Below are 18,316 nucleotides of genomic sequence, written 5' to 3'. Positions count from 1 at the left end.
CTGCACTCGGCCCCACTACAGGGGCCGGTCCACCCCAGGTGCCGGTCCACCCCGGGGTCGATCCACCCCAGGGGTCGATCCGCTACCGGGGCCGATCCACCACCGCGGCCCCCGCGACCGGCCCGTACGTGGCGTGCGCCGTCCGGCAGGTGCCGGAGGCACGCAGGGCCGCGGCGATGGCGGCGGCGCCGTCGGCGTCCTTGGCGAGGAACGCGCAGGTCGGCCCGGAGCCGGAGACGAGGGCGCCGATCGCGCCCGCCTCGGTGCCGGCCCGCAGGGTGGCGGCGAGGGCGGGGCGCAGCGAGAGGGCGGCGGCCTGGAGGTCGTTGGAGAGCGCGGCGGCGAGGGCGACGGCGTCGCCGTCCGCCAGGGCGGCGAGCAGCGCGGGGTCGGCGTCGGGGGTGGGGACGTCGACGGCGCTGGAGCCGGTGCCGGCCTCGTCGCGCAGGCGGTCGCACTCGCGGAAGACGGCGGGGGTGGAGAGGCCGCCGTCGGCGACGGCGAAGACCCAGTGGTAGGTGCCCTCGACCGGGAGCGGCTCCAGGATCTCGCCCCTGCCGCGGCCCAGGGCGACGCCTCCGACCAGGGCGAACGGCACGTCGGAGCCGAGTTCGGCGGCGAGTTCCAGCAGCACGTCGGCCGGGGTGTCCAGCTTCCACAGCGCGTCGCAGGCGACCAGTGCCGCCGCGCCGTCGGCGCTGCCGCCGGCCATGCCGCCGGCGACCGGGATGGCCTTGGCGATGTGCAGGTGCACGGCGGGGTCGGCGATGCCGTGGTGGGCGGCGAGCAGCCGGGCCGCGCGGGCGGCGAGGTTGCCCTCGTCGAGCGGGACGGCGCCGGCGTCCGGACCGGAGCAGGTCAGCGTGACGCCCGGGCCGTCGCCCGGGGTGGCCGTCACCTCGTCGCCGAGGGCGACGGCGAAGAAGACGTTGGCCAGGTCGTGGAAGCCGTCGGCGCGCAGGCCGCCGACCCCCAGCTGGACGTTGACCTTGGCCGGCACCCGTACGGTGATCACTCGTTCCCAGCCTTCGGCTTGTGCTCGGCGATGGCGGCGAACTGTTCCACCGTCAGCATCTCGCCGCGCAGCTTGTGGTCGATCCCGGCGGCGGCGAGCGCCTGTTCGGCCCCGGCGGCGGAGCCGGCCCAGCCGGCCAGGGCGGCCCGGAGGGTCTTGCGCCGCTGGGCGAACGCGGCGTCGACCACCGCGAACACCTCCTCGCGGCTCGCGGTGGTCCTGGGAGGCTCACGGCGGATCAGCGAGACGAGGCCGGAGTCGACGTTCGGGGCGGGCCAGAAGACGTTGCGCCCGATGGCACCGGCCCGCTTCACGTCGGCGTACCAGTTGGCCTTGACCGACGGGACGCCGTACACCTTGTTGCCGGGCTTGGCGGCGAGCCGGTCGGCGACCTCGCTCTGCACCATCACCAGCGTGCGCTCGATGCTGGGGAAGGTGGCCAGCATGTGCAGCAGGACGGGCACCGCCACGTTGTACGGGAGGTTGGCGACGAGCGCGGTGGGCGCCGGGCCGGGGAGCTCGGTGACCTCCATGGCGTCGCTGAACACCAGGTCGAAGGCGTCGGCCTTGCCCGGCATCCGGGCGGCGACGGTGTCCGGCAGGTGCTGCGCGAGCACCGGGTCGATCTCGACGGCGGTGACGTGCCGCGCGACCTCCAGCAGGGCGAGCGTCAGCGACCCGAGCCCGGGGCCGACCTCCACCACCGCGTCCTGCTCCGTCACGTCGGCGGCCCGGACGATCCGCCGCACGGTGTTGCCGTCGATGACGAAGTTCTGCCCGCGCTGCTTGGTCGGCTTCACGCCGAACGCGGCGGCCAGCTCCCGGATGTCGGCGGCGCCCAGCAGGTGGCTGTCAGGGGTGGGTTCGGTGGTGCTCACGCGCCAAGGATACGGGCGCGGACCCCGGCGCCCGGACGCGCCGGACCCGACGGCCGGGTTCCCGACGCCGCCCGCAGACCGGGCACACCGGCTTCGGCGCCCCCGAACCGCGCGCACCGGCTTCGCCGCCCGCAGGCCGGGCGGCACCCGGCCCCGGCACGCACGAACGGGGCGCCCCCGGCTCAGTACCCGAACGCCCGCGCGGTGTTCGCCGCGATCGCCGTCGCCAGCTCGTCCTCGTGCAGCCCCAGCGTCGCCGCCATCGACCGGACCGTGACCGGGATCAGGTACGGCGCGTTGGGCCGGCCGCGGTAGGGGTGCGGGGTGAGGAAGGGCGCGTCCGTCTCGACCAGGACGCGGTCGAGCGGGGTCGCCAGCAGGGCGTCGCGCAGCGGCTGGTTGGCCTTGAACGTGACCGGGCCCGCGAACGACAGGTACCAGCCGTGCTCGGCGCAGACCTTGGCCATCTCCGCGTCGCCCGAGTAGCAGTGGAAGACGGTCCGCTCCGGGGCGCCCTCCTCCAGCAGGACGGCGATGACGTCCTCGTGGGCGTCGCGGTCGTGGATGACCAGGGCCTTGCCGTGCCGCTTGGCGATCTCGACGTGCCGGCGGAACGACTCCTTCTGGATCTCCACGCCCTCGGGCCCGGTACGGAAGTAGTCGAGTCCGGTCTCGCCGACGGCCCGCACCTGCGGCAGCGCCGCGAGGGCGTCGATCTCGGCGAGCGCCTCGTCCAGCGCCGCCGCACCGCCGGCCGGGCGCTGCCGGCCGGACCAGCCGTCGGGGTCACCGAGGAAGATCCGCGGCGCCTCGTTGGGGTGCAGCGCGACGGCCGCGTGGACCTGCTCGAACCGGGCCGCCAGCTCGGCGGCCCAGCGCGAGCCGGGCACGTCGCAGCCGACCTGGACGACGGTGGTGACCCCGACCGAGGCCGCGCGGGCGAGGCCCTCCTCGGGCGTGCCGGACTGCATGTCCAGGTGCGTGTGCGAGTCGGCCACCGCCACCGCCAGGGGTTCCGGCAGCGGCGGCGGGGTCGACCGGTCGTCGTCCTTCTTCACCATCAGGAGGCGGGCTTCTCTTCGAGGCGCGGGAAGAGGATCGCGCCCTTGGTGACGGTGGCACCGGCGGGCAGCCGGCCCCAGTCGGCCGCGCCGGCGACGGTCTGCGCGGCGAGCGCGCCCAGTCCGGCCTCGGCCCCGAGGGAGGCCCACAGCTTCTCGGCCGTGGACGGCATCACCGGGTTGAGCAGGACGGCGGTGGCGCGCAGCGACTCGGCGGCGGTGTACAGGATGGTGGCCAGGCGGGCCCGGCCCTCCGCCGAGTCGTCCTTGGCGACCTTCCAGGGCTCCTGGTCGCTGATGTAGCCGTTGACCTGCTTGACGAACTCGAAGATCGCCGCGAGGCCGCCCGCGAAGTCGAGGTCCTCGCCGATCTTCCGGTCGGCCGCGGCGACGGCGGCGGCGAGCCCGTCCTGGACGGCCTTCTCGGCCTCGCCGGACGCGGTCGCGGCGGGCAGCACGCCGTCGAAGTACTTGCCGACCATGGCGGCGACGCGGGAGGCCAGGTTGCCGAAGTCGTTGGCGAGTTCGGAGGTGTACCGGGCGGTGAAGTCCTCCCACGAGAAGGAGCCGTCGGTGCCGAACGGGATCGCACGCAGGAAGTAGTACCGGTAGGCGTCCACGCCGAAGTGCGAGGTGAGGTCGGTGGGCGCGATGCCGGTCAGGTTGGACTTGGACATCTTCTCGCCGCCGACCATCAGCCAGCCGTTGGCGACGACCCGCTTGGGCAGCGGCAGTCCGGCGGCCATCAGCATGGCGGGCCAGATCACCGCGTGGAAGCGCAGGATGTCCTTGCCGACCAGGTGGACGGAGGCGGGCCACAGCTCGGCGAAGCGCTCCGGGTCGCTGCCGTAGCCGGCGGCGGTGATGTAGTTCTGCAGCGCGTCGACCCACACGTACAGGACGTGCTTCTCGTCCCAGGGCAGCGGGACGCCCCAGTTGAAGGTGGAGCGGGAGATCGACAGGTCCTTCAGGTCCTGCTCGACGAAGCGCAGCACCTCGTTGCGGGCCGAGGCGGGCTGGATGAAGTCCGGGTTGGCGGCGTAGAACTCCAGCAGCTTCGGTCCGTAGGCGGAGAGACGGAAGAAGTAGTTCTCCTCCTCCAGCCATTCCACCGGCCGCTTGTGCACGGCGCAGAGCTTCTCGTCCGCGGTGGCGCCGTCGAGCAGTTCGGCCGGGAGCTTGAACTCCTCGCAGCCGACGCAATACGGGCCGGAGTAACCGCCCTTGTAGATCTCGCCCTTGTCGTACAGGTCCTGGACGAATTCCTGCACGCGGTCGGTGTGGCGCTGCTGGGTGGTGCGGATGAAGTCGTCGTTGGCGATCTCCAGGTGCTCCCAGAGCGGCTTCCACGCCTCCTCGACCAGCTTGTCGCACCACTCCTGCGGGGTGACGCCGTTGGCCTCGGCGGTCCGCATGATCTTCTGACCGTGCTCGTCGGTGCCGGTCAGGTACCACACCTTCTCGCCGCGCTGGCGGTGCCAGCGGGTGAGGACGTCGCCCGCCACGGTGGTGTACGCGTGGCCCAGGTGCGGGCGATCGTTGACGTAGTAGATCGGGGTGGATACGTAGTACGCCGGGGCGCTCGCCCCGGTGGTGCTGTGGTCTGCAGTGGCCGCCATGGTCGGAAAGCTTAGTCGGGCACGCGGGCGGCCCTCGACCGTGTTCCGCAGCGCGGACGCGGGGGCCGCCCCACCCACCACGGGCACCGACCGCACGGCGCCGCCCCCGGCGCTCACGCGAGGGCGGCCCCGGCGCGCGCCCCGGTGTCAGCCCAGCAGCCGCGACCAGAACCGGGCCCAGCGTCCGCGCGGCTGCGCGAGCCCGGACACCGCGGGCGGCCCGGCCGGCTCGGCGTGCGCCGGGTAGCCGGGGGCGTTCTGCCAGGGCTGGTCGGCGACGGCCACCCGGCCCTCGCGCATGATCCGGACGGTGTGTCCACCACACCCCGGGCAGGTCGGCTTGAGCAGCGGGGACGGTACCCGGACACCGTTGGCGTGGTACTCGAACACGACGTGGCCGTCCCTGGCGACGTGGTGCTCGATGTCGTACGCCTGCTCCCACCCGTACGCGCACTTCAGGCACGCGAAGGAGTAGGCCTCCCGAACGGTCTCGACGGGAGTGTGCGCCCGCCCGGCCGGGACGGGGTCGCTCAGCGCGTTGCCACCGAGGGGGCTACCGATCGTCTCGCTCATAGCCGTCTCCCAGCGCCCGCCGGGCGCTCGCCCGGCTGGGTCTTTCCATTCCAGGAAATGCCCGGACCGCCCCTGGCGATGCCCTGCTTGTGAAGACTTGGATGCGGGTTGGGGATCCCTAGACGAAAGGTCGGATCCTTTGCGGAAACCGCGGCCAAAGCTTCAGCTCAGTTGGCGTTTACCGGGGCCTTCACTCCAAGGTACGACGCACCGCCCGCCACGCAACCCCCGGAATTACCGGCTTGTCGAACCCGTACCCGCCGACACCCGCTTCCCTGCACCCGCGGGCGCCCGCTTCCCGTACCCGCCGGCCCCTACTTCCCGGTCCCGGAGCCGTCCCTTTTGGCCGCGACGACGGCGTCGAACACCTCCCGCTTGGGCAGCGCCAGCTCCGCCGCGACGGCGGCGATGGCCTCCTTGCGGTGCTCCCCCGCCTCCTCGCGGACGGCGACCAGACGGGCCAGCTCGGCCGGGGTGAGCTCCTGCGGCGCGGCCGGCGGGGCCCCGGCGACGACCACGGTGATCTCGCCCTTGACGCCCTCGGCCGCCCAGGCCGCCAGCTCGCCGATCGGGCCGCGCTTGACCTCCTCGTAGGTCTTGGTCAGCTCCCGGCACACCGCCGCGGGCCGCTCGGGCCCGAAGGCCTCGGCCATCGCCGCGAGCGCCTCGGCGATCCGGTGCGGCGCCTCGAAGAAGACCATCGTGCGCGGCTCGGCGGCGATCGAGGCGAGCTGGCGGGCCCGGTCGCCGGTCTTGCGCGGCAGGAAGCCCTCGAAGGTGAAGCGGTCGACGGGCAGCCCGGACAGGGCGAGCGCGGTGAGCACCGCGGACGGCCCGGGCACCGCGGTGACCTTGACGTCGGCCGCGACGGCCGCGGCGACGAGCCGGTAACCGGGGTCGGAGACGGACGGCATCCCGGCGTCCGTGACCAGCAGCACCCGGGCGCCGCCGAGCAGCGCCTCGACCAGTTCGGGGGTGCGGCCGACCTCGTTGCCCTCGAAGTAGGAGACCACCCGCCCGGCGGGGGTCACCCCGAGCGCCTGGGTCAGCCGGCGCAGCCGCCGGGTGTCCTCGGCCGCGATCACGTCCGCGGTCGAGAGTTCGGTGAGCAGCCGGGGCGGGGCGTCCGAGACGTCGCCGATGGGGGTGCCTGCGAGAACGAGTACTCCTGTCACGGACCCCATCCTTCCAGCCCGCGTGCTTATGGTGACGATTCGGGCAGCTTCCGAGGGGCCGGTCCGACGATAGGACCGCGCCCCTACGATGTGGCGGATGAACGGCGACACGGCGGCGCAGACGCCCACTGGTAGAGACCGCACCACACCGGGTGGCCTCGGCGCGACGGACCTGCCGTCCGGTTCCGTGCCCGCCGTCCCGGCCCCGCGCCCGCCGGTGGCCGACCGGCCCGCCGCCTGGCGGCAGCGCCTGGCCGGCTTCGGCTACGCGGCGCGGCCGGCCGCGCCGCTGACCGAACGCCTCGTGCCGCCGATGCCGGACGGCCCCGGGGTGACGCCGGACGACGTCCCGCCGTCCCCGCTGCTGCTGCGCCTGGGCATACCGGTGCCCCCGGCCCTGTGGGCGTTCCTGTGCCGCTGGTCGGGCTGGCTCGGCCCGGTCGCGGTCGCGGTCTTCGCCGGGATCCTGCGGTTCACCGACCTCGGGGAGCCGCACGCGATCATCTTCGACGAGACGTACTACGCCAAGGACGCGTACGCGCTCTGGCACGGCGGCTACGAGATCAACTGGCCGGACGGCGCCAACGAGCAGATCATGAAGGACGGGACGGCCCCCTACCGCCCGATGGCCGGCTACGTCGTCCACCCGCCGGTGGGCAAGTGGATCATCGGCTTCGGCGAGTGGCTGTTCGGGATGAACCCCTTCGGCTGGCGCTTCGCGGTGGCCCTGCTCGGCACGGTGTCCGTGCTGATGATCGCCCGGATCGCCCGCCGCCTGTTCCGTTCCACCCTGCTGGGCTGCGTGGCCGGCCTGCTGCTCTCGGTGGACGGCCTGCACTTCGTGCTCAGCCGCTCGGCCCTGCTGGACCTCGTGGTGATGTTCTGGATCCTCGCCGCCTTCGGCTTCCTGATCCTGGACCGGGACCGCACCAGGGCCCTGCTGGCCGCCCGGCTCGACGGGGTCGCGAACGCCGCGCTCGCCCAGCGGGTGCGCCTGGGCTGGCGCCCGTACCGGATCGCGGCCGGCGTCTGCGTCGGCCTGACCTGCGCGACCAAGTGGAGCGGCCTGTACGTCGCGGCCGCCTTCGGCCTGATGACCGTGCTCTGGGACGCGGGTGCGCGCCGCCTGGCCGGGGCCCCGCGCCCGTACCTGGCGGCGCTCACCCGGGACGCGCTGCCGGCCTTCGCCTCGATCGTCGTGGTCGCACTGGGCGTCTACGTCACCTCGTGGTGGGGCTGGTTCGCCAGCAGCGACACACCCGGCCAGGGCGGCTGGGGCCGTGACTGGGCGGCCGGCCGGAGCACCGACTACCCGTGGATCCCGGAGGGCCTGCGCGCCCTGTGGCACTACCACTCCACGATGTACGACTTCCACACCCACCTGACCGACCCGCACACCTACCAGTCGAACCCGTGGAGCTGGCTGGTCCTCGGCCGGCCGGTCTCCTTCTACTACGAGTCCCCGAAGACGGGCCAGGACGGCTGCACCGCGGCCGAGTGCGCCCGCGAGGTGCTCGGCCTCGGCACCCCGTTGCTGTGGTGGGCCGGCTGCATCGCCCTGGTGTACTGCCTGTGGCGCTGGGCGGCCCGGCGGGACTGGCGGGCCGGCGCGGTGCTGTGCGGCCTGGCGGCCGGCTACCTGCCCTGGTTCGAGTACCAGCAGCGGACGATCTTCCTCTTCTACGCGGTCGCCTTCGTCCCGTTCCTGGTGCTCGCGGTGACGATGATGCTCGGCGCGATGATCGGGCCTCCGGGTGCATCCCGGGACCGCCGGATCATCGGCGGCACGTCGGCCGGTCTGCTGGTCCTCCTGATCGTCTGGAACTTCCTGTTCTTCTTCCCGCTGTTCTCCGGACAGACGATCCCCATGGACGACTGGCGCCAGCGGATGTGGTTCAACAGCTGGATCTGAGCCGGCTCCGGTCCGGCCCGGCGTGCCCCGCCCCGGTCCGCCCGCCCCGGTCCGGCCCGGATCGGCCGAGGGTGCGGAGATCGTACGCATACGGTGTTCGACACGTACCAGAACCGTCACAACTCCCGGGCGTTTCGTCGGCGCACCGAGTCGGCCTGCCTAGGGTGGGGGATCAGTACCGCGTTAGTCGCCCGACCCTTGGGGGAGCAGCACCATGCGCAAAGGCGCGAAAATCGGCATCATCACCGGCGTGTCCCTCGCCGTGCTCGCAGGCGGCGGCTATGGCGCGTACAGCCTGGTGGGCGGCTCGGGCGACGGGTCCGGCTCGGCCAAGAAGCCCCGCACGGTGGTCGCCGAACCCCCCTCCGCGGACCAGGCGGCCAGCGGCGCCAAGGACTTCCTGGCGGCCTGGGCGGCCGGCGACGTGGCCAAGGCCGCCTCGCTGACCGACAACCCGGACGCCGCCACGGCCGCGCTGACCGCCTTCAAGGACCAGGTCAAGCCGAGCGCGCTGACACTGACCCCGTCCGGCCCGGCCACCCCGCAGGCCTTCGCCTCGGCCACCGGCACCCCCACCCCGGCCAAGCCGTCCGGCGCACCCGCCGCGTCCGCGACCCCCTCGGCCGCCGGCACGCCGGGCGCGAGCGACTCGCCGTCCGCCGCTGCCACCCCCGCGCCCACCGGCGTGCTGATGGGTTTCAAGGCGCGCGCCGAGTTCGAGGGCACCGCCCGGGTCTGGGACTACAACGGCTTCCTCAGCGTCGTGAAGATGAGCGACGACACCCCGGCCGTGCACTGGGCCCCGAGCGTGCTCCACCCGCACCTGTCCGGGAACGAGACGATCGCCACCCAGCAGGTCTTCGCCCCGCCGTCCACCGTCGTGGACCGCAACGGCAAGCCGCTGCAGGGCGCCTCGCTCACCCCGGCTCTGATGAACTCCCTGCAGGACACGGCCCGCAAGCTGCTGCCGCCGGACCCGAACAAGGACCAGGACGCGGGCAGCGCGGTCGTCATCAGCGACCCGGCCGGAAAGACCGCCCCGGACAAGCTGTTCACGATCGTCGAGCCCAAGCCGGGCAAGCCGTTCAAGGTGACGATCGACAACGCGATCCAGGCCGCGGCCGAGAAGGCGATGACCGACCTGGGCGGCAAGCAGGGCTCCATCGTCGCGATCGAGCCGAGCACCGGTCAGGTGCTGGCCTTCGCCAACGCGCCGTCCAACGGCCAGAACCGGGCCTTCTCGGGCCTGCTCGCGCCCGGCTCGACGATGAAGATCGTCACGTCGACGGCGCTGCTGGAGGCCGGGATCAACCCGGACTCGAACGTGGCCTGCCCGGAGAAGAGCAGCAACCCGGTGGCGATCCCGAACGACTTCCCGGGCGCGTTCCCGAACAACACGCTCCAGCAGGACTTCATGATGTCCTGCAACACCGCCTTCATCAACCAGGGCCTGACCAGCCTGAAGCCCGAGACGCTCGCGGCCACCGCCAAGGACGTCTACGGCGTCGGCCTGGAGTGGAAGACCGGCCTGCCGAACTCGGACGGCAAGATCCCGGCCACCCCGGGCAGCAAGGACGAGCAGGCGATGAACTACATCGGCCAGGGCAAGGTCCAGATGAACCCGCTGGCGATCGCCTCGATCACGGCGACCGTGCAGAGCGGCGCGTTCAAGCAGCCCATCCTGGTCGCCGGGCTGCCGCAGCAGCCGGCCGCCCGCCAGATCTCGCCGGACGTCGCCGGCAAGCTGCGCGCGATGATGAACGCCACCGCCACCGGCGGCACGGCCCAGGCCGTGATGGCCGGGATCACCGACAACGCGGGCGCCAAGACCGGCTCCGCCGAGGTCGCCGGCGCGTCCACCACCAACAGCTGGTTCACCGCCTACCGCGGCAACATCGCTGTCGCGGCCGAGGTGCAGGGCGGCGGCCACGGCGTCGACGCGGCCGGCCCGGCCGTCGCCTCGCTGCTCAAGTCCTTCGGCAACCGGTAGACCTCGAGGGGTCGGCCCCGGAACGCCCCCCAGGAGCCCGCTCAGCCTCTCGGCAGAGCGGGTTCCTGCCGTTCCGGGCGCCGCCGCACCACGGCGGTCGGCCGGTTGCTCCACCGCCGGGCGGCGAGCCGGGGCCAGATCACCAGGACGGCCGGGAGCGCGAGGTACCCGAAGCGCCCGGCCGGGGCCAGCATGAAGGCGATCGCGAGCCCCGCGGCCAGCAGGTCGGCTGCGCCGGTCGCGGTCACCGGCGGCCGGGCCAGCAGCCAGATCGCCACCGCGACGCCGCCGAGGGTCATCAGCGTCAGCGAGACGGTGTGCCCGGTCGGCCCGAAGCCGGCCAGCACCTTGCCGGGCAGCGGGCTGCCGGCCGGGGTGCGGATCGCGGTCATCCCGAGCGGGAAGAGCACCACCTGCTCGCGCAGCTCGGCCGCCCTGCCCAGCACGGACGGCAGGAGCACGGCCAGGCTCGTGCCGACCGCGATCAGCCCGGTCCGGGCCGCCGGGCGCCGCCCGTAGAGCCGCCACAGCAGCAGGACCGCGACGGGCAGCGCCGGCCAGGCCGTCCACTTGAGCGTGCAGGCGAGGGCGAGGACGAGCCCCGCGCCGACGGTGCGGTCGCGCTCGGCGAGCGCCATGGCCAGGCAGCAGACGCCGATCAGCGGCAGGTCGACACCGCCGACGGCGAGGGCGAGCGCTATCAGCGGCGAGGCGGTGAGCACCGCCAGCGGCAACAGCGGGGCGCGGTCCCGGGAGGGCCGCAGCAGGCGCCAGCTGGCCAGCAGGCAGGCGAAGAAGGTGAGCGCGAACCAGATCCGGGCGTCCCCGGCGACCCGGGTGAAGGCGTCGTCGCTGCCGAGCAGCTGTCGGGGCATCCCGAAGAGGGACATGGCCGGCAGGTACGGGTTGTAGTCGGTGACCACGACGGGGTGCTGCAGGTAGGCGCTGCCCGTGGTGAGCAGCAGGTGCGCCGAGCGCTCGACCACCATCACCTCGGACTGGTGGCGGCCCTGGACGGCGAGGAGCGCCAGCGGCACGACGACGGCCCCGAGGAGGGCGACCGCCGCGGCGGAACGGGCCGCGAACCGGCGCGGCAGGATCAGGCAGAGCAGCCCGGCCAGGGCATAGGCGGGGGCCGCGATGATGCCCCAGACGCGCTGGTTGGGCAGGTCGGAGACGAGCGGGAAGGCGGCCGCCCAGCCGGCCGCGACGGCGCAGCCGAGCAGTTGGACGCTGCGCAGGGAGGCGAGCCGGGCGGGGTCCGTCCTCGCGGCCGTGGGCGGAAACGTGTTCTCACGCCGCTGGCGGGGGACGGCCCTGGGGACCAGGCCGCGCAGGGGGCGGTCGGGCCGGGAGGGCGGTCCGACGGGTTGGGGGGCCGGCGTTCTGGAACGGCCGGTGAAGCGGCCGCGCGGGCGGGAGAAGCCGGGCGTGCGGGTGCTCACCATGGTGGAAGGTTATGGGTGGGGGCCCCGCGCTGTCGCCACCGGGATCGACGGAGAGTCGCGGTCTACGCGCGAAGAGCCGCCCGGCGTCCTACCAACGGGCGGCCCTTCGTGTCCGTAGCAACCGGCGGTGACCGAAGCCGGATTCGGAGCGTGAGACGGATCAGCCGGTGTGGCTGTCCAGCGGGGCGGTCTGCTGCTCCGCTCCGCGCTCCAGCTTCGAGTTCTTGATGCTGTAGCCGAAGTAGACGACCACGGCGACGGCGAGGGCGATCGCCCCGGCCCGGAAGGTGTCGGCGTGCAGGCCGGTGATCAGGTAGCCGCAGAAGCCGACGCTGAGCAGCGGCACGACCGGGTAGCCGGGCACCTTGAAGCCGCGCGGCAGGTCGGGCTGGGTGCGGCGCAGGACGATGACGCCCACCGAGACGACCGAGAAGGCGATGAGCGTCCCGAGGCTGGTGATGTCGGCCAGGATGTTGAGCGGGACGAACGCGGCGAGCGCGCCCACGCCGACGCCGACCACGATCGTGTTCCAGACCGGGGTGCCGGTGCGCGGCGAGAGCTCGGCGAAGCGCTTGGGCAGCATGCCGTCGCGGCCCATCGAGTACAGGATGCGGGTCTGGCCGTAGATCACCACGAGGGTGATGCTGAAGATCGAGAGGATCGCGCCGACCGCGAAGACCATCGCGGGCCAGCTCTGGCCGGTGATGTCCTGGAGGATCTGGGCGAGCCCGGCCTCCTGACCGTCGAACTTCTGCCACGGCTGGGCACCGATGCCGGCCAGCGCGACCAGGATGTAGAGCAGGGTCACCACGACCAGCGAGATGATGATCGCCAGCGGCAGGGTGCGGCGGGGGTTCTTGACCTCCTCGCCGGCCGTGGACACGGCGTCCAGGCCGATGAACGAGAAGAAGATGCTGGACGCCGCGACCTGCACGCCGCCGATGCCGAGCGGCATGAACGGGGTCAGGTTGCCGGAGTGGAAGCCGGTGAGCGCGACGCCGATGAACAGCACCAGGATGAGGATCTTGATCGCGACCATCGCCGCGTTGACCTTCACCGACTCGCTGACGCCGCGGATCAGCAGGAAGCAGACCATGGCGACCAGCAGCAGCGCCGGCAGGTTGAACCAGTGGGTGCTGTCCGGGGCGCCCGCCAGCTGCTCGGGGATCTTGAACCCGAAGGCCAGGTCGAGGAACTTGTTGAGGTACTCGGCCCAGCTCACCGCGATCGCGGAGGCGGAGACGCCGTACTCCATCAGCAGGCAGATGCCGACGCCGAAGGCGACGCCCTCGCCGAGGGTCGCGTAGGCGTAGGAGTAGGACGAGCCGGAGACCGGGATCGCGGAGGCCATCTCGGCGTAGCACAGCGCCGTGAGGCCCGCCGTGACGGCGGCGATGACGAAGGACAGGATGACGGCCGGTCCGGCCGACGGCACCGCGGTGTTGAGCACGAAGAAGATGCCGGTACCGATGGTGGCGCCGATGCCGATCGAGGACAGCTGCCAGAGTCCGATGGAGCGGCGGAGGTGGATGCCGGAGCGTCCGCCCTCCTCCGGTGCGCCGGCCGGGAGGCTGTCCCGGCCCTCGCTCTCGGCGATCAGTGTCGAGACGGGCTTGCGTCGCAGCAGACGCGCACCGAGGGAGTTGCTGGCCAAAACCGCGGTCTTTCTAGGCGAGGGAGGGTGTCCTAGCGGTCGGTCACTGAACGCGATACGGGGTGTCATCGGGGACCAACCGAACAAAGATGGGACAGTACCGCGCGAATGCACCAGTGTCGCAAACGAACAGTCCGAGCTTCCGCATTATACGAACTGTCGAATGAGTAGGGACAAACCGGACGCTTCGTAAACGGCGGATCCCTCTCGGGCGAGGTAAAGCCGCAGATCAGGGCGTCGACCCGGTCACCGCTCGAGGACGGCCTGCATCACCGAGCGGGCGATCGGCGCCGCGAGCCCGCCACCGGTCACGTCCGTGGCGTCACTGTCCGCGATCACCACGGCGACGGCCACCGGCGGCACCCCGTCCGATGCGGCCGGCCTGGCCCACGAGACGAACCAGGCGTACGGCGTCCCGCTGTTGTCCACGCCGTGTTCGGCGGTGCCGGTCTTGCCGCCGACCACCGCGCCCGCGATCCGGGCGTTGCGCCCGGTGCCGTTGTCCACGACGTCCGTCATGAGCCGCTGCACCTGCGCGGCCACCCCGGGCGCCATCGCCCGCCTGTAGACGGCCGGCTTCATCAACCGGACCACCGTCCCGTCGCTCTTGGTCAGCTTGTCCACAAGCTGTGGACGCATCACCGTCCCGTTGTTGGCGACCCCGGCCGCGACCATCGCCATCACCAGCGGGGTCGCGGCCGTGTCGTACTGCCCGATCGAGGAGAGCGCGAGCTGCGACTCGTTCATCGTCGTGTCGAAGTTGGAGCGCGACGGCCGCACCGGCATGTCGAGCCGGGCGTCGTTGAAGCCGAAGTTCCCGGCCATCGCCGCCATCGCGTCCAGGCCGGTGCGCACGCCGAGGTAGCCGAGGACGCTGTTGCAGCTGTAGGTCATCGCGGTGTCCAGCGACTGCCCCGCCCGGTCGCAGGCCGCGGTGTCGTTGACCAGCGGCGTGGTCGTCCCCGGCATGACGTACGGGAAGGGCGCGCCGGTGGGCGCGTTGATGTCGGTGACCACCCCGCCGGCGAGCGCGGCGGCGGCCGTCACCACCTTGAAGGCCGAGCCCGGCGGGTAGGTCTGGCGCAGTGCCCGGTTGAGCATCGGCTGGCCGCTGTCGGTCTGCAGCCGGTTCCAGGCCGTCTGGTCGGCCGAGGTGGACCCGGCGAAGCTCCCCGGGTCGTAGGAGGGCGTGCTGGCCAGCGCCAGGATCCGTCCGGTGGCGGGCTCGATCGCGGCGACCGCGCCCTTCTGCGCGCCCAGCCCGCGCATCGCCGCCGCCTGGGCGGCCCGGTCGAGGGTGGTGTAGACGTCCCCGCCGGGGTTCTGCCGGCGCGCGACCGCGTCCCAGACCGCCCAGCCGGCCAGGCGGCTGTCCGTCCCGGTCAGCAGGTCGTCCTCGATCCCCTCCAGCTGCGTGTCGCCGTACGCCTGCGAGGCGAAGCCGGTGACGGCCGCGTACGTCGGGCCGTCGGTGTAGGTGCGCTTGTAGGCGTACCGGCCGCCGGTGGGCGCCGAGCCGGTGACGGTGTCCGCGCCGACCAGGATGTTCCCGCGCGGCTGCCCGTACCGCTCGACGGCGAGCCGCTGGTTGGCGCTGTTGTGGTCGAGGTCCTTCGCCTCGAACACCTGCACCCGGGTGGCCTGGACGCACAGCGCGACGATCAGCAGCAGGCAGAACGTGCCGGCGCGGCGGCCGGTGACGGAGATCCCCGGGAGCCCCTGCGGCCCGTTCCCCCGGGCCGGCCGGAAGCGCGCCATCAGGCCTCCCCCGGCGCCGGGACCGGCGCCGGCCGACGGGCGATGTCACTCATGCGCACGAGCAGCGCGACGACGATCCAGTTGGTGACCACCGACGAGCCGCCCTGGGCGACGAACGGCAGCGTCATCCCCGTCAGCGGGATCAGCGCGAGCACCCCGCCCGCCACCACGAAGACCTGCAGGCCGACGATCGCCGCCAGCCCGATCGCCAGCAGCCGCCCGAACGGGTCGCGCAGAGCGATGCCCGTCCGGAACCCGCGCGAGACCAGCAGCGCGTACAGCAGGAACACCGCGACCAACCCGGTCAGGCCGAGCTCCTCGCCGATCGTCGCCAGGATGAAGTCGGACTTGGCGGCGAAGCCGATCAACACCGAGTGCCCGTTGCCGAGGCCCGTCCCGAGCTCCCCGCCCCACGCGAAGGCGAACAGCGACTGGGCGATCTGGTTGGCCCCCTTGCCCGCCGCGATCGAGCCGAGGGGGTCCAGCCAGTCCGCCACCCGGCTGCGCACGTGGGCCTCGAAGAAACCCACCGCCACCGCGCCGGCCGCCGCGAGGCCCAGCCCGATCGCGATCCACCCGGTGCGCGCGGTGGCGACGTAGAGCATCACGACGAACAGCCCGAAGTACAGCAACGAGGTCCCGAGGTCGGTCTCCAGCACCAGGACGCCGACGAACGCGGCCCAGATCAGCAGCACCGGCCCGAGCACCCGCCCGCGCGGCAGCTGCCAGCGCCAGACCCGCCGCCCGGTGAGCGCGAGGGCGTCCCGGTGCACGGCCAGGTAGGCGGCGAAGAAGACCGCCAGGAGGACCTTGGCGAACTCCCCCGGCTGGAAGGAGAGCGGCCCGACGACGATCCAGATCCGGGATCCGTACACCGGCGGGGAGAAGATCGGCAGCACCAGGAGGACGAGCGCCGCGAGCGCACCCACGTAGGCGTAGCGACGGAGCCGCCGGTGGTCGCGCACCAGCAGCACCACCGCGCCGAACAGCGCCACCCCGAGGGCGGACCACAGCAACTGCGTGGAGACCGCGCCCGGGCCGGAGGTCGCCCGGTCGAGCCGGTAGATCACCACCAGTCCGATCCCGTTGAGCAGCACCGCGATCGGCAGCAGCAGCGGGTCCGCGTACCGGGCCCGCCACCGGACGACGCCGTGCGCCAGCAGCGCGAGCACGCCGAGCGCGGCCCCGTACCCGGCGGTGTCGGCGGGCACCGTGCCGTCCAGGTTGACGCCGACCTCGGCGTAGCCGAACACGGCGATCAGCACCGCGGCCAGCACCAGCACGAGCTCGGTGGTGCGCCGGGTCGGCACCGGCCGGGCCGGCCGGGCGGCGGTTCTGGTCACGGCGGAGGGTGTCGCCACGGACCGTCCTGGGGGTGCTCACCGCGGGTCCTTCCCGCGCGTCGGACGTACCGGGGCGCGGTAGCGCCCGCGCCCCGATTCGCCACCCTAACGAGCACTATCCATATGTATCGTCTCTTCTTCACGGTGTGTCAGTGATTGTCCGAATCGCCGGGGTCCGTGCCCGCCGGTTCACTCCGGCCGTCGCCCCGCCAGCGCCGCCGAACCCGCCGCGACCGCCGCCAGCAGCCCGGCGGCCGCCAGCAGTTCGGGCCAGGGCGGCCCGACCCGCCCGGACCGGGCCGCGGCGACCAGGCCGCTCACCGCCGCGTTCGCCGGCGAACCGGGCGCCACCAGTACCGCCGTCGAGAGCGCCAGCGCCGACGGGATGCCGTACTGCGCCCGCGCGAGCACCGGCCGGTTGCACAGCGCCCCCACCAGCACCCCCAGCAGCACGGAGACCGCCGAGGCCAGCAGCCCGGCCAGCAACGACACCCCGACCGGCGGCTGGTCCGCCTTCGGGTTGGCGACCGGCCCGCTCACCCACCAGAGCCCGGCCACCTCGGCCACCGCCAGGACCAGGCCGACCGTCAGCGCCGCCAGCAGCCCGCCCAGCTGGACCCGGGCCGGGCCCGCCGCCGCCACCAGACACGCCCGCGAGGCCGGCGGCTCGGCGTTCAGCGCGCTGCGGACGGACCACGCGCTGACCGGCAGCAGCACGCCCGCGCCGTAGCCGAGCCCGCCCAGCAGCGGATCGCCCGCCGTCACGCCCAGCACCAGCAGCAACGCGTACGCGAGGAACGGCGGCAGCCATCCGTGCCCGCGCAGCAGCAGCTCCAGGTGGTACCGGGTCAGCGCCCCGACCTGCCTCACCGCTCCCCCTCCCGCCGCCGGACGGCCAGCACGCTCACGGCCGGACGGCCGGTCAACAGGCGGCGCAGCAGCGCGTCCGAGTGCGCCGCCGCCACCGTGAGCCGCACCGCCGTCCCCTCCAGCACGGTGACGTCCGGGGCGCCGGGCAGCCGGGCGGGCAGCGGATCACCGTCCACGACGTCCACGTCCACGTCCACGTCCACCTCCACCGGCGGGCCGTCCGCCCGTACGGCCCGCTCCTCCGCGGGCCGCAGCCCGCCGTCCTCGCCGACCCGGTAGGCGGCCGTGGTCAGTCCGGCCAGCCGCGCCGGGTCGTGGTCGACGAACAGCACCGCGCCGCCGCCCGCCGCCCGCTCGGCGGCGGCCTCGTCCAGCACCGTCCGGGCCGCCGGGTCGAGCCCGGTCCAGGCCTCGTCCAGGAGCAGCACCCGCGCTCCGGGCAGCAGCGCCTGCGCGACCGCGACCTTCTGGCAGGTGCCCTTCGAGAGCCGGCTCAGCGGCGTACCCGCCCGGTCCGCGATGCCGAACCGGTCCAGCCACTCCCCCGCCCTGCGCCGCGCCTCCGCGGCCGCCAGCCCGTGCACCCGGCCGACCCGCAGCAGGTACGAGGCCGCGTCGAACGGCAGCGCCGGCGGGAACCGTTCCGGCACGTACGCCACCGCCCCCGGCCGCACCACCCGTCCCGCGCTCGGCCGCTCGATCCCCGCGACGAGCCTGAGCAGCGTCGACTTGCCCGTCCCGTTCGCCCCCGCGATCCGCACCAACTCCCCCGGCCGGACGGCCAGGTCGACCCCGCGCAGGACCCACCGCCCGCCCCGTCCGTACCGCTTCCCGACACCCGTCAGCTCCACCGCGCCCCCTTCGCCCGCCCGCCCGGTCCGGCCCGCTCGACCGATCCGCTCGACCGGTCCGCACGGAAGGCTAACCACCGCGCATAAGCGCCGCGTGAGCCCCGCGCCCGCGAAACCCCGCCCGCGCGCGGGAGTTCGCCCGGGGGCGCACCCTCGCCATGCTGCGGAC

The 18,316-nt window shown here is 73.5% G+C and carries 14 protein-coding genes; 2 read left to right on the top strand and 12 right to left on the bottom strand.

Annotated features, from left to right (window positions below; all coding sequences use genetic code 11):
• Positions 1 to 82: 82 nt before the first annotated feature.
• From AB0C76_RS22350 to rsmI, 6 genes are all read right to left on the bottom strand, one after another.
• Positions 83 to 1,015, bottom strand: coding sequence for a 4-(cytidine 5'-diphospho)-2-C-methyl-D-erythritol kinase (locus AB0C76_RS22350; RefSeq protein WP_359968086.1), 933 nt, complete (start codon positions 1,013 to 1,015; stop codon positions 83 to 85).
• Positions 1,012 to 1,893, bottom strand: a complete 882-nt coding sequence (gene rsmA, locus AB0C76_RS22345) for a 16S rRNA (adenine(1518)-N(6)/adenine(1519)-N(6))-dimethyltransferase RsmA (protein WP_359968083.1) — start codon at positions 1,891 to 1,893, stop codon at positions 1,012 to 1,014. Before rsmA ends, AB0C76_RS22350 begins: the two co-directional genes overlap by 4 nt.
• A 182-nt stretch (positions 1,894 to 2,075) precedes the next feature.
• Positions 2,076 to 2,954, bottom strand: coding sequence for a TatD family hydrolase (locus AB0C76_RS22340; RefSeq protein ID WP_359968081.1), 879 nt, complete (start codon positions 2,952 to 2,954; stop codon positions 2,076 to 2,078).
• A complete protein-coding gene (metG, locus tag AB0C76_RS22335) occupies positions 2,954 to 4,573 on the bottom strand; it encodes a methionine--tRNA ligase (RefSeq protein ID WP_359968078.1) in 1,620 nt (539 codons plus the stop codon). Before metG ends, AB0C76_RS22340 begins: the two co-directional genes overlap by 1 nt.
• A 147-nt stretch (positions 4,574 to 4,720) precedes the next feature.
• Positions 4,721 to 5,146 (bottom strand): hypothetical protein, encoded by a 426-nt coding sequence (locus AB0C76_RS22330; protein WP_359968075.1) that lies wholly within the window; start codon positions 5,144 to 5,146, stop codon positions 4,721 to 4,723.
• Positions 5,147 to 5,460: 314 nt separating this feature from the next.
• Positions 5,461 to 6,330 carry a 16S rRNA (cytidine(1402)-2'-O)-methyltransferase gene (gene rsmI / locus AB0C76_RS22325; RefSeq protein WP_359968072.1) on the bottom strand — a complete coding sequence of 290 codons (870 nt, stop codon included), beginning with the start codon at positions 6,328 to 6,330 and terminating at the stop codon, positions 5,461 to 5,463.
• 88 nt (positions 6,331 to 6,418) lie between these two features.
• Here rsmI and AB0C76_RS22320 point away from each other — a divergent pair, with 88 nt between their 5' ends.
• Positions 6,419 to 8,233, top strand: coding sequence for a phospholipid carrier-dependent glycosyltransferase (locus tag AB0C76_RS22320; protein WP_359968069.1), 1,815 nt, complete (start codon positions 6,419 to 6,421; stop codon positions 8,231 to 8,233).
• Positions 8,234 to 8,447: 214 nt separating this feature from the next.
• Entirely contained in the window at positions 8,448 to 10,223 is a 1,776-nt protein-coding gene (locus tag AB0C76_RS22315; RefSeq protein WP_359968066.1) for a penicillin-binding transpeptidase domain-containing protein, read from the top strand.
• Between the two features lie 41 nt (positions 10,224 to 10,264).
• Here AB0C76_RS22315 and AB0C76_RS22310 read toward each other — a convergent pair whose 3' ends face one another.
• From AB0C76_RS22310 to AB0C76_RS22285, 6 genes are all read right to left on the bottom strand, one after another.
• Complete coding sequence (locus AB0C76_RS22310; RefSeq protein WP_359968063.1) at positions 10,265 to 11,671, bottom strand: glycosyltransferase 87 family protein; 1,407 nt, start codon at positions 11,669 to 11,671, stop codon at positions 10,265 to 10,267.
• A gap of 160 nt (positions 11,672 to 11,831) precedes the next feature.
• Entirely contained in the window at positions 11,832 to 13,325 is a 1,494-nt protein-coding gene (locus AB0C76_RS22305; RefSeq protein WP_359968060.1) for an amino acid permease, read from the bottom strand.
• Positions 13,326 to 13,571: 246 nt separating this feature from the next.
• Positions 13,572 to 15,083, bottom strand: a complete 1,512-nt coding sequence (locus AB0C76_RS22300) for a penicillin-binding transpeptidase domain-containing protein (RefSeq protein WP_359968057.1) — start codon at positions 15,081 to 15,083, stop codon at positions 13,572 to 13,574.
• Positions 15,083 to 16,426: an FtsW/RodA/SpoVE family cell cycle protein gene (locus tag AB0C76_RS22295; RefSeq protein WP_359968054.1), complete on the bottom strand. Its 1,344-nt coding sequence runs from the start codon at positions 16,424 to 16,426 to the stop codon at positions 15,083 to 15,085. The genes AB0C76_RS22300 and AB0C76_RS22295 overlap by 1 nt, the downstream gene beginning before the upstream one ends.
• Positions 16,427 to 16,615: 189 nt before the next feature.
• Positions 16,616 to 17,296 carry an ABC transporter gene (locus tag AB0C76_RS22290; RefSeq protein WP_359968051.1) on the bottom strand — a complete coding sequence of 227 codons (681 nt, stop codon included), beginning with the start codon at positions 17,294 to 17,296 and terminating at the stop codon, positions 16,616 to 16,618.
• The gene (locus AB0C76_RS22285) at positions 17,293 to 18,147 is read right to left on the bottom strand and encodes an ATP-binding cassette domain-containing protein (protein WP_359968048.1); all 855 of its coding nucleotides are present in this window, start codon (positions 18,145 to 18,147) and stop codon (positions 17,293 to 17,295) included. The genes AB0C76_RS22290 and AB0C76_RS22285 overlap by 4 nt, the downstream gene beginning before the upstream one ends.
• Positions 18,148 to 18,316 lie beyond the last annotated feature (169 nt).

This window comes from Kitasatospora sp. NPDC048722, from assembly GCF_040650235.1.
Classification (GTDB): Bacteria; Actinomycetota; Actinomycetes; order Streptomycetales; family Streptomycetaceae; genus Kitasatospora.
Note: the sequence above shows the minus strand (reverse complement) of the source record. Positions and strands in the feature narration are given on the sequence as shown.

What these genes read in the sequence shown, in the direction of transcription:
- AB0C76_RS22340 (WP_359968081.1), bottom strand. Translation starts at nt 2,954, where the DNA reads ATGGTGAAGAAGGACGACGACCGGTCGACCCCGCCGCCGCTGCCGGAA.
- metG (WP_359968078.1), bottom strand. Translation starts at nt 4,573, where the DNA reads ATGGCGGCCACTGCAGACCACAGCACCACCGGGGCGAGCGCCCCGGCG.
- AB0C76_RS22330 (WP_359968075.1), bottom strand. Translation starts at nt 5,146, where the DNA reads ATGAGCGAGACGATCGGTAGCCCCCTCGGTGGCAACGCGCTGAGCGAC.
- rsmI (WP_359968072.1), bottom strand. Translation starts at nt 6,330, where the DNA reads ATGGGGTCCGTGACAGGAGTACTCGTTCTCGCAGGCACCCCCATCGGC.
- AB0C76_RS22320 (WP_359968069.1), top strand. Translation starts at nt 6,419, where the DNA reads ATGAACGGCGACACGGCGGCGCAGACGCCCACTGGTAGAGACCGCACC.
- AB0C76_RS22315 (WP_359968066.1), top strand. Translation starts at nt 8,448, where the DNA reads ATGCGCAAAGGCGCGAAAATCGGCATCATCACCGGCGTGTCCCTCGCC.
- AB0C76_RS22310 (WP_359968063.1), bottom strand. Translation starts at nt 11,671, where the DNA reads ATGGTGAGCACCCGCACGCCCGGCTTCTCCCGCCCGCGCGGCCGCTTC.
- AB0C76_RS22300 (WP_359968057.1), bottom strand. Translation starts at nt 15,083, where the DNA reads ATGGCGCGCTTCCGGCCGGCCCGGGGGAACGGGCCGCAGGGGCTCCCG.